Source organism: Novosphingobium sp. NDB2Meth1 (assembly GCF_900117425.1).
Lineage (GTDB): Bacteria > Pseudomonadota > Alphaproteobacteria > Sphingomonadales > Sphingomonadaceae > Novosphingobium.
Window position 1 is genome coordinate 461,617 of the sequence record NZ_FPEH01000011.1, and the last position, 13,275, is coordinate 474,891.

Consider the following 13,275-nt stretch of genomic DNA (forward strand, 5'->3'; position numbering starts at 1 on the left):
CCGGATCAGCCCACGGGCGGCGGCGGCATCACCGGGCGGATCTCGACCGAGCCAGCCACAGCACACGGCGCCCGCGCCGCCCATTCGAGCGCCGTATCCAGATCGGGCACCTCGATCACCGCATAACCGCCGAACGCTTCCTTGGTATCGGCAAACGGCCCATCGACGACATGCCGCGTCCCGTTCTCGATCCGCAGGGTCGTCGCCGTTTCGGGGCCATCCAGCCCGTTGCCGCCCTGCATCACTCCGGCCTGCGACATCGCGCCCATATAGGCCATCCAGCCGCCCCAATAGGCGCCGGCCGCTTCCGGATCATGCCCCTTCGCGCGCTCTTCGGCGGTTTCATGGTAGAGGAGAACATACTGCATCGTTCGCTTCCTTAATCGGCGTTGGCCGGACCAGCCGGCAAGCAGCAGAGGCTGCCTGCAACGATGTGCGGCGAGGCAGCGCGATTTCGACAGGGCGGGTGAAAAAATACGCCGCCTCCGCCCCGCGCGAAAGAGGAAGAAGAACGAAAAGGGCCTCCGGCGGGCAAGGGCCATCGCCCTTGCATCCCGTTATCGGGGAGGGAGCGATGGCAGGGGGTTAGTCCGGCAAGAACCCATACTCGAAAACCTTGGGTCGCAGCTTCTCCGTCAGCGCAGCATAGGTGGCCTTGAACGGATCGAAGTCGGTCAGTTCCGTATCGCCATAGGCTTCGAGCGCACGGCGAATCTGATACCAGCCCGCATCGGCACGGCCCAGCTTGTATTCCTGCCTGATCTTGTTGGGGAACTGCGTGGCGTGGAACCTTGTCCACAGCTTGCGACCTTCATCGAGTACAGCCTGCGCTTCGGGAGAGAAGTCCATGCCTGCGATGTAGCGCACCATGAAATCACTCTCGAACCGAGCCTTCGCACCGACCTCGGCTTCGGTGAAGGGGATGAAGTGGTTGGTCAGCGACCAGTCGCGATCATTCCAGCGCAGCCCATCGGCCCCGGCGGTGAGATTCTTGCCAGCGAAGAGCATCCATACGAGACAGTCGGATTTGAACTCATCTGTAAGCGGCTGCGAGGGTTGCAGGAACTGATCGTTGTGAATCAACCAATGATGGTCAATCAACATTCGGACAGAAAAAAGCACTGCAGCTTTCGATAGATTTGCCTCGGTCACAAAAAATGCACCAGCACTACAGTATCCTGAAGACAGTAGAGCCGTTTGTTGTCCGGCATTCTGAAAATCATTACCCTTGGCGATCATGCTGCCCAATGCGCCATCGGCCCACCATCGACCCCGCACATCAACCGTACTTGTCGTAGGAGTGATTGCATTCTTCAGCGGCAACGCGGGCACTCCGTTCGACCTAGGGCGCGCAATCCATTCCGCTAGTGGAGGGCGTGGTAGCTCTTTGTAAAAAGTGTGACTTCCAACCATTGAGCCTGAGCGATCAAGCGCAATCACCCCAACCGACTGGGGCGGATCATTGACTGCTAAGTCCCAAATTAGGAAGCCAATTGGGAAATTCCCCTTCAAAGCATCGAAGGCTTTGCTGTGGACCACAAAGCCATCGAGATATCGGGCTGTCCATTTTTCACGAAAGAGGCTGAAGTTTGGAGCGTTTATATACTTTAGAGTGCTGAACATCGCTAAACTGGCATTCGGCAATTCAAGCAAAATGCGATGCAGAAACTGAACGAAAATTTCACGTGCGGCATAGCCAAGGTGGCTCATTCCAAAACTCACCCGAGTTTTTGAAACTCCTGATTTCATTACGGCGTTAGCACCGCTGTCTTTCATGTTATCAACATTCATCGCCTCCGCATAAGGCGGATTGATGAGCACCAGGATCGGCTTCGCACCCTTCTTTCCCTCGCGCGCGTCGGCAATCGCCTGCCGCAGCGCCTGTGGCACCTTGCCCGACAGGCTGTAGTCGATCTCGCCGAAGTCGGTCACATCGTCGTTAAGGTAATCGTACTGGAAGATTTCCGCCCCGGCGAAGGCCGGGTTGCTGCGCATGATCGTCACGTCTTCCTGATCGAGCGTCGACATGAACACATTGCGCAAGTTGCTGTGCTTGGCTTCCAGATTGCCGACCCCGGCGCACATGTCCCAGACGATGTAGCGTTGCTGCCAATCCGCGCCGAGGGTTGCGGCAAGCTGGTCATAGGCTTTGTCGACGATGTGCAAGGGCGTGTAGAAGGCGCCCTTGAACTTCTGGTCGTCCATCGGCAGCAGGCTGTCGCGCCGTTCGAGCAGGTAGTGCCGGTGCTTGAGTTCGGGCGGGCGGTGATAGATGTTCCAGAAATTGCGATAGCCGCGCTCGCTGGCGAGTTCGTATTGCTCGGCCCCGATGATGAACACCGGCTTGTCGCCACTGAACAGGAGGCGTGCGGGCAGGTTGCGCATCGCCTCGTTGCGGCCATCGTGCATGATATCGGCAAAGAACAGCACCGCGTAATCGGCCTGCCGCTTCACGCCGAGTTCGACGCCGATCATGGCCACCCACTTGTCGAACACCTGCCGCAGGTTGTCGGGCGTGATGGGGGTGCGGATGATGCGGCCTTCGCGCACGGCATCCCTGGCGGCCTTGATGAACTCCGCTTCGTAGCCATCGATCTGGTAGAGCACGAAGTGGGTTTCGATGGTCGGCGCGATCTGGGCAGCGAGCACCTTGTCTGCCGCCGAGCCGGACTTGGGCCAGATAATCGTCTTGTCGTCCAGCAGCGGCAGGGCGTGCTCGGTCGCCATGAGGGCCGCCTTCTCGCGGTCGATCACGCATAGAAAGCCGGGGATCGCCTCGCCGCGTTTGCGCGCGGCGCGGACGTAAACCAGCAATTGCGCGAACATCAGGAGCGGCGGGGTGGGTGCTTCCTTGGCTTCGAACCAGATTTCAGGCGTCTGGATATCGACAAGCCCCTTGAACACACTCTTGAGACCAAGTGCCTTGATGTAGGCGTCCTTGACGTCTTCTTCAGTTCGGGCGGCGGCAAGCGACTGAACCAAGTTCATGTAACAGGTGCACTCCATTTGCGCGTTGGCGCAGGAGATCCGGTATAAACGGATTTGGTTGATTGGCGAGCCGGCAGGTACACTCGGTCCCTTCCTGGCGCGTTGAGAATTGTGTCGGGATGCAAGGGTGACAACCCTTGCCCGCCGGAGGCACCTTTGCCCCTCCCCGCACAAACCATTTTCCTACAGCCCTAGCCTTGGGGCATGCTCGCCCTGCACGTTCCGCGTCCTGAAAGGGGTATGCCGTTATGGACCATTGCTGTGCCAAGCCAGCCGCTATGCCCTTCGCGCCATTCCTGACAGGTGTGTCTGTTATTCCGCGGGCGGGGTTTTGCGCCTCTCGCGATTGTCGTTTGGTTTCAAGGGGAAGGTCGCTCGGGGCGGGGGCGGCGGTTTTTGCTTTGGACTGTGTCAACCGTGTCAACCCTCTCCCCCTCCGGTCGGCGCTTGACCCTGCCCGGCGCCGGTGCTGGACTGCTCGGCAAGGCCAGCGGCAGGAGGCAGCATGATCACGGTGACTCGCGTCGATACGGCGGGCACGGCGCACCGCATTGCCGTGCGCGGGCACGAGTTTGTGACGGACATGACGCCCGCAGCGGGCGCGGACAACGAGGGGCCCGATCCGCACGAGATCTATGATGCGGCGCTGGGGGCTTGCAAGGCGCTCACGGTGCTGTGGCTGGCGCAGCGCAAGGGCATGGCGCTGGAGGATATCGAGGTTGTCGTCACGCGCGATGCCAGCCGTGAACGCGAGGGCGTCTACCGCCTGCGCACCGCGCTGATGCTGAACGGCGATCTCTCGGCGGAGGACCGGGAGGCGCTGCTGGCGGCGGCGAAGAAATGCCCGGTGCACAAGCTGATGACCGAAGTGACGACCGAGGTGGAGACGGTGCTGGTCGACCTAGGCTGACTGCGTCCGCGCCAGCCGGCGCATGGCCTGCGGAGGCTGGCCGAAAGCGCGCAGGAATGCACGGCGCATGCGTTCGGGATCGTGAAAGCCGAGCGCGGCTGCGATTTGCTCGATCGGCTGGACGGCGCTTTCGACGCGCTCGCGAGCGACTTCGAGGCGGAGGCGCTCTACTGCGCGGGCCGGGCTGACACCGATCTCGCGAACGAACGCGCGGGAGAAATTGCGCGGGCTCATCGCGCAGCGTTCGGCGAGAACTTCGACGGTGAGCCGCTGATCGAGATGGCATCGGATCCATTCGAGCAGCGGAGCGAAGGGCGTTTGCTGGCCGCCCAGATCGGCCAGCGCGGAGAACTGCGACTGGCCGCCCGGGCGGCGGTAGTAGACGACCATTTCCTGCGCGACGCGGCGGGCGGTGTCCTCGCCGAGGTCTTCCGCGACGAGTGCGAGGGCAAGGTCGATTCCGGCGGTGATACCGGCGGAAGTCCAGACGTGGCCGTCGCGAATGTGGATGCGATCGGGCTCCACGACGACTTTGGGAAACAGCCGCGCAAGCTGCTCGGCGCGGCGCCAGTGCGTGGTGGCGCGGCGACCATCGAGCAGCCCGGCGGCGGCGAGCAGGAATGCGCCGGAGCAGACGCTGCAAAGGCGGCGCGGCGTAGCGGCGCGGAACCACTCGGCGGTCGCGGCATGGTGCATGGCGGTGCGGGTGCCGTCGCCGCCGGAGACGATCAGCGTGTCGAGCAGCGGAGCCTGATCTATGGCCAGGGTATCGAGCGGGACGCCGGCGGAACTGCGGACAGCGCCGCCCTCCGCCGAGAGCAGAACGGTGGTGTAAGCGCCCGGGACAAAGCGCTCCGCCACTTCGAAGCTGGTCAGCGGGCCGACCACGTCGAGAATCTGGAAGTCCGGAAAAAGGAACAGGCCGACCATGCGAGGCATGGCCTGAAATGAGGGATCATTGTCATTTTGTCAAACGCGGCTCTGCGCGATGGGGGGAACCAGATCGAGGAGACTGCCATGACCAAAACGCCATTCCGCATCGTGTTCGCCGTTTTTCCGGGGATGACCCAGCTCGACTTCACCGGACCGCACCAGTTCCTCTCGCGCGTGCCGGGAAGCGAGACGCTGGTCGCCAGCCGCGATGGCGGCGAGGTGCCCGCGGAAGGGCTGGTGTTTGCGGGGACGGCCATGCTGGCCGATATCGAAGCATGCGATCTGATCTGCGTGCCAGGCGGAGTGAATGCGAGCGAGGCTGCGCTCGACGCCGCGTTCGTTGGCGAAGTGCGTCGGCTGGCGCTGGGCGCGCGCTATGTGACCTCGGTGTGCACCGGATCGCTGATCCTCGGCGCGGCGGGCCTGCTGACGGGCAAACGCGCCGCGTGCCACTGGGCGTGGCGACATTTGCTGCCGCTGTTCGGCGCGGTGCCCGACGAGGGGCGCGTGGTGCGCGATGGCAACGTGATCACCGGCGGCGGGGTGACGGCCGGAATCGACTTCGCGCTCAACGTGCTCGCAGAGATCGGCGGCGATCCGCTAGCGCAAATGCTGCAACTGGGCCTCGAGTATGCCCCTGCCCCGCCGTTTGACGCGGGCCGACCTGAGACGGCACCTGCAGCGATCCTGGCCGGGTATCGCCAGCGGATGGATCCGATCATGCCGCTGCGCGAAGCGCAGGCGCGCGAGGCTGCGGCACGGCTGGGGCTATAGGATCACTTCGGCTTGGTCAGCGCATCCCATTCCGCCCAGGGAATGTCGCGGCCGGGCCAGGCGACCTTCTTGAACGGCCACTTCCGCGCGATCCAGCGGTGCGCCCATGCCGCCAATTGCCGGTCAAAGCCCGCGTCGTATTCGGCCTTGGTCACCCAGATGAGAACGACGGCGTCATAGCCGGGGACCGGGCTGGGCTGGACATAGACGCAGCCGCGCTCGCGCTTGCCGTCGGGCGTGAGGACCGAATAGGCAAAGCTCTCGCGGCGCTGGAAGCGGCTGGCCTCGGTCTGCATGTCGAGCAGGGCATCGGCATCGCTGATCCCTGCGTGGGGCCATTCGGTGCTGCGGGTGAAAGTCTGCTGCAAGTGCTCGACCGAGGACATGTAGGCATCGAAATCGATCTTAACGAGATCGGGGCCGAGCGGCTGGAGGCGGAAGCCGGGGCCCTTCGCGCTGGTCGGGACGACGAAGGTGGGGGCAACGAGCGGTGTCGGCGGGACGAGCTTGGCTTGCACCGGCAGCGCGGCGAGGAGCACGGCGGCAGCGACGGCGATGGCGAGGCGCTTCATTGGTTCAGGTCCCCCTTGTTGCACTTGCGAAGGTTTCACGAGTGGCTTGAGGGAGCAAGCGGCATTTTGGGTCAGGCCGGTTTGGGCGGTGCCGAAAGGAGCGCGGCGGCGCGGCGCAGCGAGGGGATGACCGGCCATGCGGCGAGAAGCCAGCCGGCGGCGGCGCAGGCGAGCGGGAGCGCCAGCGCAAGCAGCGGGGCGGAACCGCCGAACAGTCGGTCGGCCGCAAGCGCCGCGCCGAATGCTCCAACCAGCGGCAGGGCTACGAGGCGGGCGGCTTCGGCGAGCGCGGGGCGGTCCTGCTGCTGCAAGGCCGCGAGCACCATGGCAGCCGCAGCGAGCAGGGCGACCAGCGTGGCCGCACAGGCGGCGCCAAGTGCGCCATAGGGGGCGGCGAACACAGTGAGCCCGGCGGTGGCGGCGGCGGCGGCGGACTGGATGGCGAGAACCCTGCCCTGCCGGTCCGTCACGATGAGTTCGGCAGTGGCGACGGCGGTAAGCAGGGCGGCCATGCGCGCCACGCAGAATACCGCGACGACGGGCGCAGCGGCAGCCCACGCGGGTCCAAGCGCGAGCGGAACCACGCGGTGTGCGAAGAGAGCCAGCAGCGCCATCGTCGGCCAGCCGAGCACGGCGAAGAGGCCGGCGAGGCGTGGCCAGGCGCCGGGGTTGCCCTCGCTGTCGCCGCGCACCCGCTCTGCCGCAAGGGTGGTGAGCGCGAGCATGCCGGCGGGCTGGACGAACATGTCCGCCAGCGCGGTAACCATGCGGTTGGCGGCGCGGTAGAGCCCGGACGCGGCGGGCGAGAGGACCACGCCGAGCACGAGATCGCCGCTGTAGTTGGCGAGGAAGGTGACGAGTACCGAGCCGAAGCGGCTGACGGACCAGCGGAGGACTTCAGTCACCGCGGCGCGCTGCGGCAGGGCAAGCACAAGCGGCGGCCCCAGCGCGCCGAGCGCCAGCGCCATCAGCACCGTGCGCGCGTAGATCTGGAGGACCAGCGCCCAGAGGCCCCAACCCGCCAGGAGCAGTGCTATGGCGGCAAGGCCTGCGCCAACCTCGGCCAGCACGGTGATGGCATAGTAGAGCCGCACTGCGCCCGATCGGAGCATCAGCGATTCCGCAAAAGCCGCGAGTGCGCCGAGCAGCACCGACGGGGCAAGCGCGAGAATGACGGCCGCGACCCCGCCGCCCTTGAACACGAACGGCGCGGCGAGGCCCAGCGCGAGGAGCAGCAAGGTCCAGCCCAGCGCGACCAGCATCGTCGCGGCAAGGCAGGCGCCGGCACCGCGCGGCTGATCGGCATCGTGCGGGAGCTTGAGCAAGTACTCGAACGGGCCGGTGTAGAGCATCGTCCGCGCGAGCATGACCAGCGCCCCGGCAATCGCGAACACGCCGAAAACGGCAGGCCCGAGGTGGCGCGTGGCGACAAGCGTGACCGCGACCATCGCGAACTGCCCGCTGACCCGCGCGGCCATGGCGATGACGGCCGTGCCGCCACCGGCGCGGGCGAAGCGGAGCACGCGAGCCTTCATGCGCTGCGCCTCATGTCTTGCGGGCCAGTTCGCGCAAGGAGGAGAGCAGCATCTGCCCGGCGCGCGCCCAGGTATAGCGCGCGGCGCGGGCGCGGCCGGCCTCCACCAGAACCTCACGCGGCAGGCGGGTGATTGCGCGGCGCCACGACCTGGGATCGTCCGGATCGGCATAGAGCGCGGCATCGCCGCAGATCTCCGGCACGGCCCCGCAGGGCGCCGCGATCACCGGGCAGCGGCACAGCATCGCCTCCACCGGGGGCAGGCCGAACCCTTCGGTGCGCGAGGGGAACAGCAGCGCGGCGGCGCCTTCATAAAGCCCGCGCAGGGCGGCATCGTCGCAGGGACCGGCGAACACCGTGTCCGCCGGCGGGGCGAGCCCGGCGGCTTCCAGCGCGGCACGCGGCGGGCCGATCACGACAAGGCGCAAAGGCGCCAGCGCGCCATCGGCAAAAGCGGCGAAGACGACGGCGTTGTTCTTGTAGGCCTTGGGGCTGCCGAACATCAGCACATAGGTGCGCGGGGCGAGGCCCAGGCGGGTTAGCGCTGCGGGATCCGGCACTGCTTCGAGGATATGATCCGCGCCGTTATGGAGCACGTCCGCCCCCGCCCTCCCGGTGACGCCGCCGCGCGCGAGTTCGTCCGCCGAGAAGGCCGAGACGGTGAGCACCCGCGCGCTGGAGCGCGCCATCAGCGGGGTCAGCAGCCGGTATCCCACGCGCTGGCGCCAGGGGTAGGAGCTGTCCGACCGGAGGAACTGCGCATCGTGCAGCAGGGTGAGCTTGGGCCGGTGCGCGACAGGCGCGAGATTGGCGAGATTGACGAGCAGCCCGCCCGCCGCCAGCCGGGGCAGGCGCAGCTGTTCCCAAGCCTGCGAGGCGGGCTGGTCATCCTCGATCACCTGAATCGCGGTGAGCGGCGGGCCATCGGCACAGCCCTTGGGCACGATCAGCGCGCAAGGCGGATCATCGGGCGCGGGAGCGGTGGCGAGGAGATCGTCCACTTCGGCGATCAGGCGCGCGGCGACGCGGTGGACGCCGTTCAGCCCCCCCGCGCGGAACTTTCCATTGAAGACAACGCGGCGCATGCGCGGCCTCACATCCGCTCGATCTTGCGCGGATCGATCCGGCCGAGCGCGAGATCGGCGAGTGCGCGCACGTTTCCCGCGAGACGGCCGGCGCGATCGATATGCGGTTCGGGGAACGGCGCGCGCAGCAGGTTTGCGGCGAGGTTCTGCCAGAACAGCCGGCCCGCCAGCCAGCGCGGGATCGTGCCCTTGCGCAGCAGGTAGACGATGTTGGCGACTTGCGAATAGCCGAGCCGCCGACCCGAAGTACGCCCGCCGCGCACCCCGAGATGGACGCCGGTGACACGGCCCGACGAGACCAGCCGCCCGCGCCGGGCCAGCTGCATCGTCAGATCGATATCCTCCTGCCAGCCATAGAGCGGCAGCGCTTCATCAAAGCGCAGGCCGCGCATCAGCGACATGCGCAGCGCCATGTTGCAGCCATAAAGCGCCTCACGCGGGATGACCGCCGGATCAAGCCCCGGCGCATCGCGGGCGATCAGATCGAGCGCCTGCTCCGCGGTGAAGCCGCCGTGGCGCACCCCGTCTGCCACGAGGTTGCCGGTGATGCCGGCTATCCCCGGATCGGAGGCAAACAGGTCTTCGATCGCGGCGCAGTAACCGGGCGCCATGACAAAATCATCGTCGAGGAACAGGACCACGTCGGCCCGCCCCTCCAGCACTTCGAGCGCGCGGTTGCGCTGGCGGCAAAGGCCCTTGGGCGAAAGCACGAGCTCCGGCTGCAGCGCGCTTTCGCCCGCGCTGCCGAAATCGGCCTGCGAAGGCGCGACAATCACCACGCCATCGGGCGTGCGCGTCTGCCGCGCGATGAGATCGACCGTTTCACGCAGCAGCGCAGGGCGGCCAACCGTGGCGATAGCGATATGGATACGCAGCATATGCGGCCTGCCCCCGAAGCCTAGCACCACTCCATCGCGTGTGGCCCCACCGGTCTAGCCAAGGCCCGGCCCCGCGCCCACGAACGTTGTCTCCGAACCCGACCCGTTAGCGGGCGCGGTAGAAGCAGGGGTGGTGGTAGAACGCGGCATTCCCAACCAGCAGGACCGTGCGCGGATGACCCAGCAGAGCACCAGCAACCCCGAGATCGTCATCAATGGCCGTTTCCTGATGCAGCCGGTGACGGGGGTGCAGCGCGTGGCGCGCGAACTCACGCGCGCGCTCGACCGGCTGGTGGCGGAGGACGGCCTGCCGGTCGCGCTGCGGCTGGTATGCGAGGCGGGTGCCGTTGTCGACGATCTGGGCCTGCAGGTCACGTCGGTGGAGCGCGCGGAAAGCCGGTGGGGCGGCCATGCCTGGGAGCAGCTGGTGCTGCCGGGCCGGGTGCGCGGCGGGCATCTGCTATGCCTGGGAAATACCGCGCCGTTTGCCTCGCTCCATGCCGGACAGAGCGTTTCGGTGATGATCCATGACCTTTCGTATCGGCAGTTTCCCGGCGCCTATCGGCTGCACTACCGGCTGGGGCATCGCTTCATGCTGCCTTCGCTGCTGCGCCGGGCCCGGACGATCATCACCGTTTCGGAGCGGGAGAAGGCCATGCTCGCGGCGCTCCGCCCGGAAGCGCGCGGGCGAATCCGCGTGGCGCAGAACGGCGGCTGGAGCAGCAGCCCGGCGGGCGCACAGGCCGCAGAGCCGACCGGTGTGGAGCCCGAGCCGGGCTACGTGCTGTTCGTCGGTTCACTCTCGCGGCGCAAGAACATCCACGGCGTGCTTGAAACAGCGGTGCGGCTGGCGCGCGAGGACGGCCTCGACACGCTGATTGTCGGTGGCGGAAGCGATATCCTCTCCCCCATCGCGGGGGACATCCCGGCGGATGTGGCGCATCTCGTGCGCTTTACCGGGCCGGTGACCGAGCTGGATGCGCTGGGGCAGCTGTACCGCAATGCCGGGTGCCTGCTGTTCCCCTCGTTCTACGAAGCGAGCCCGCTGCCGCCGGTCGAAGCGATGCATTTCGGCTGTCCGGTGGTGGTCTCCGCCATTCCGGCGATGACCGAGCGCTGCGGAACGGCGGCGGTCTATTGCGATCCGCACGATGTGGACGACATGGTGGCGGCCGTGCGGCGGGTGCTGGCCGATCCCGCCCGGCTGGCGGCAAAGGGCCGGCTCCACGCCGCGCACTGGACCTGGCGCGATCAGGCCGCAGGCGTGCTGCGTGCCGTGCTGGGCGGCGCATACGAAAACGCCCGCCAGAACGAGCCGGCGGGCGAGGCTTCTGAGAAGGGCATCTTCTTTACCGGCAAGACCGGTTCAGCAGGCGCCCTGCCCGCGCAGCACCGATGGAACGGTGAGCAACAGGATGGTGCAGTTGAGGACCAGCGAGCGCGAGCGGGCGTAGGCGAGATCGAAGGCAACACGGCGGCGATAGCTCGTCGCGTCCTCGCGTTTGACCTGCCAGAGCCCGGTAATGCCGGGCTTCATGCTGCAATAGACCGCGAAATAGCGGCCATAGCGCACAACCTCCGCCGTGGTGATCGGACGCGGACCGACTAGGCTCATTTCCCCGCGCAGGACGTTGAAAAGCTGCGGCAACTCATCGAGGCAGCTGCGGCGCAGGAACCGGCCGAGCGGCGTGATGCGCGGGTCGCAGCGCAGCTTGTGCGTTTCGGCCCATTCCGCACGGGCGGCCGGGTCTGCTTCGAGCAGGCGGGAAAGGCGTTCGCCTGCATCCACCGTCATCGAGCGGAACTTGAGACAGCGGAACGGGCGCCCGCCCTGCCCCAGCCGCTGGTGCGCGAAGAATAGCGGGCCGGGATCGAGCAGCTTGATCGCGAGCGCGATTGCCAGCAGCACCGGCAGGAGCAGCAGCAGCGCAGTGGCCGCAACCGCGATATCGAGCACGCGGATGGCCCGCATATGGCGCGAGGCAGGCGCCGCACGGCGCGGCGGAAGCAGCGGCTCTGGCGGCAAGGGCACGGCCGAAAGCACGCGCGGAGGTGGAACGGGCCGCGCGGCAGGAACAAACGCGGTGGGGGCGGCTTCGGGTGCCCAGGGCTCGACCTGGGCTGGCATGAGGCTGTTCACTGCTCCGGTCTCCATACGAGGCCCGCACGCCGGAAGGGGGCGGCAGTGACGTCATGATGGCGTGCAGTGCAGCACGGGTCAGGCGAGGATGCCCCCGGGACGGTTGGATAAGCGTGCAGCGAAACGCTTGACGCGGGTCCGTTCAGGCGAAGCGGCTGGCACCCCAGATGATCGCTGCCCAGAGCAGCGCGGAGCTGGCGATCGGGAAGGCGAGGCGGAACCAGCCGGGGTAAAGGTCCTCTGGCACGATGTGTTCCGGCACTGTCAGCTGGAGCAGTTCTGCCTGCAATTGGTGCACTGGCGAACGCGCCGGAACCGCCAGTTCATCGGCAAGACGGGCAGCTGGAGCAGCGGATGGAGGCGCGCCCAGCACATCAGGCGCGGCAGCCTGGGGGATGGCCGAAGCGGCAGGATCGGCGCTTGTGCGGCGCGGCTGGGCAGCGGACATCGGGTACCTCCGCGCGCCAGTCTAGTGCGCAGGGATGAAGCGAGGCTTTCGCGAATCTATGTATTTTTACTTAAGTATATGCAGCGCAACGAAAAATTCATTGCACTGCACAATCACCTCCATCTCGGAGCAGTCTAAGCGCGGTCCGCTTGCGAGAGCGGTTCACCATCGACCGGGTAACCGGCATCAGGGGGAATCACCAGCCAGCGTTCGCCATCGCGCAGCTCGATCCGCGGCGTGACGGTCACGATCGGCGTCGTCAGCGCATGCTCGCGCGCGGCGTGGAAATGGCTGAATTGGGCCAGCCGTTCGAGATTGCGGCGGGTGGGAAAGATGATCTTGATGGCCTTCTCGTCAGCAAGACGCAACGCCTCGGCCGCGCTGGCCCAGAACAGGTGGCGATTCTCGGTAGTGTCCGCGGTCACTTCCACCGCGCCGGTGCCGAGATCGGCGAGATAGAACCGCGTATCGAACACGCGCATGTTGCGATGCCGTGGCCACCACCGCGCGAAGGGCACGAGCGCATCGAAATCGAGCTCCCAATCGAACGCTTCGAGCACATCGGCGAGGCGGCCCGTATCGAGCAGGAGGCGGCGGGCGGCGGCCGCGCGCTCCGCATCGATGGCGCCGACGAGGCCGACGGCGAGGCCGGTTTCCTCCAGCGTCTCGCGTACGGCGGTGATGCGCCCCGCAGCGTCCGCCGGATCGAGCGCGAGGCCGGTGCGCGCCATGAAAGCTTCGGCAAGCTCCCGGTCCGCCGGATCGACCTTGCCGCCAGGAAACACGGTCGCCCCGCCCGCAAAGGCAAGGCTGCCCGAGCGCTCGACCATCAGGATATGGGCAGGTCCGCCGGCAGGATCATGGCGGAACACCACAAGCGTGGCAGCCGGAGTGGCGGGGGCAGCGTCCGCGTGTTCGCCCATGTCGTCGAGTTCGTCCATGACCCGACCATGCTACAGCCTGCGGGGACTTGCCAAGCGCCTCGGCAACGCTTTGCCGCGTTCTCCTACAAA

12 protein-coding genes and 1 pseudogene are annotated in these 13,275 nt (G+C 66.6%); 3 read left to right on the top strand and 10 right to left on the bottom strand.

Translation table 11 applies throughout. The annotated features are described in order from the left end of the window. Positions 1-5 precede the first annotated feature (5 nt). Together NDB2M1_RS02440 and NDB2M1_RS02445 are read right to left on the bottom strand one after the other, a co-directional pair. Entirely contained in the window at positions 6-368 is a 363-nt protein-coding gene (locus tag NDB2M1_RS02440; protein ID WP_072379249.1) for a YciI family protein, read from the bottom strand. A gap of 217 nt (positions 369-585) precedes the next feature. Further along, positions 586-2,988: a hypothetical protein gene (locus tag NDB2M1_RS02445; protein ID WP_072379251.1), complete on the bottom strand. Its 2,403-nt coding sequence runs from the start codon at positions 2,986-2,988 to the stop codon at positions 586-588. 505 nt (positions 2,989-3,493) lie between these two features. Between NDB2M1_RS02445 and NDB2M1_RS02450 the strand changes: the two genes are divergently transcribed. Next, positions 3,494-3,898 carry an OsmC family protein gene (locus tag NDB2M1_RS02450; RefSeq protein ID WP_072379254.1) on the top strand — a complete coding sequence of 135 codons (405 nt, stop codon included), beginning with the start codon at positions 3,494-3,496 and terminating at the stop codon, positions 3,896-3,898. Here NDB2M1_RS02450 and NDB2M1_RS02455 read toward each other — a convergent pair. Then, the gene (locus tag NDB2M1_RS02455) at positions 3,890-4,837 is read right to left on the bottom strand and encodes a GlxA family transcriptional regulator (protein ID WP_072379256.1); all 948 of its coding nucleotides are present in this window, start codon (positions 4,835-4,837) and stop codon (positions 3,890-3,892) included. The genes NDB2M1_RS02450 and NDB2M1_RS02455 overlap by 9 nt on opposite strands. A gap of 78 nt (positions 4,838-4,915) precedes the next feature. Between NDB2M1_RS02455 and NDB2M1_RS02460 the strand changes: the two genes are divergently transcribed. After that, on the top strand, positions 4,916-5,605 hold the full coding sequence (locus tag NDB2M1_RS02460) for a DJ-1/PfpI family protein (RefSeq protein ID WP_072380044.1): 690 nt from the start codon (positions 4,916-4,918) through the stop codon (positions 5,603-5,605). A 2-nt stretch (positions 5,606-5,607) separates the two neighbouring features. Here NDB2M1_RS02460 and NDB2M1_RS02465 read toward each other — a convergent pair whose 3' ends face one another. The 4 genes from NDB2M1_RS02465 to NDB2M1_RS02480 form a co-directional block, all read right to left on the bottom strand. Further along, the gene (locus tag NDB2M1_RS02465) at positions 5,608-6,177 is read right to left on the bottom strand and encodes a twin-arginine translocation pathway signal protein (RefSeq protein WP_072379258.1); all 570 of its coding nucleotides are present in this window, start codon (positions 6,175-6,177) and stop codon (positions 5,608-5,610) included. Between the two features lie 71 nt (positions 6,178-6,248). Further along, on the bottom strand, positions 6,249-7,712 hold the full coding sequence (locus NDB2M1_RS02470; RefSeq protein ID WP_072379260.1) for an oligosaccharide flippase family protein: 1,464 nt from the start codon (positions 7,710-7,712) through the stop codon (positions 6,249-6,251). A gap of 10 nt (positions 7,713-7,722) precedes the next feature. Continuing rightward, complete coding sequence (locus NDB2M1_RS02475; protein ID WP_083554607.1) at positions 7,723-8,796, bottom strand: glycosyltransferase family 4 protein; 1,074 nt, start codon at positions 8,794-8,796, stop codon at positions 7,723-7,725. 8 nt (positions 8,797-8,804) lie between these two features. Beyond that, the gene (locus NDB2M1_RS02480) at positions 8,805-9,674 is read right to left on the bottom strand and encodes a glycosyltransferase family 2 protein (protein WP_072379262.1); all 870 of its coding nucleotides are present in this window, start codon (positions 9,672-9,674) and stop codon (positions 8,805-8,807) included. 655 nt (positions 9,675-10,329) lie between these two features. On the opposite strand from NDB2M1_RS02480, the pseudogene NDB2M1_RS23045 reads away from it, so the two are divergent. Beyond that, positions 10,330-10,863, top strand: a pseudogene (locus NDB2M1_RS23045) (glycosyltransferase); the annotation flags it as partial. A 177-nt stretch (positions 10,864-11,040) separates the two neighbouring features. Here the strand turns inward: NDB2M1_RS23045 and NDB2M1_RS02490 are convergent. The 3 genes from NDB2M1_RS02490 to NDB2M1_RS02500 all read right to left on the bottom strand — a co-directional run bounded on the left by NDB2M1_RS02490 (position 11,041) and on the right by NDB2M1_RS02500 (position 13,203). Then, on the bottom strand, positions 11,041-11,814 hold the full coding sequence (locus NDB2M1_RS02490) for a sugar transferase (protein ID WP_371328180.1): 774 nt from the start codon (positions 11,812-11,814) through the stop codon (positions 11,041-11,043). Between the two features lie 142 nt (positions 11,815-11,956). Next, the gene (locus NDB2M1_RS02495; protein WP_083554608.1) at positions 11,957-12,262 is read right to left on the bottom strand and encodes a hypothetical protein; all 306 of its coding nucleotides are present in this window, start codon (positions 12,260-12,262) and stop codon (positions 11,957-11,959) included. A 134-nt stretch (positions 12,263-12,396) separates the two neighbouring features. Then, complete coding sequence (locus NDB2M1_RS02500; protein ID WP_231624908.1) at positions 12,397-13,203, bottom strand: NUDIX hydrolase; 807 nt, start codon at positions 13,201-13,203, stop codon at positions 12,397-12,399. Positions 13,204-13,275: the final 72 nt, after the last annotated feature.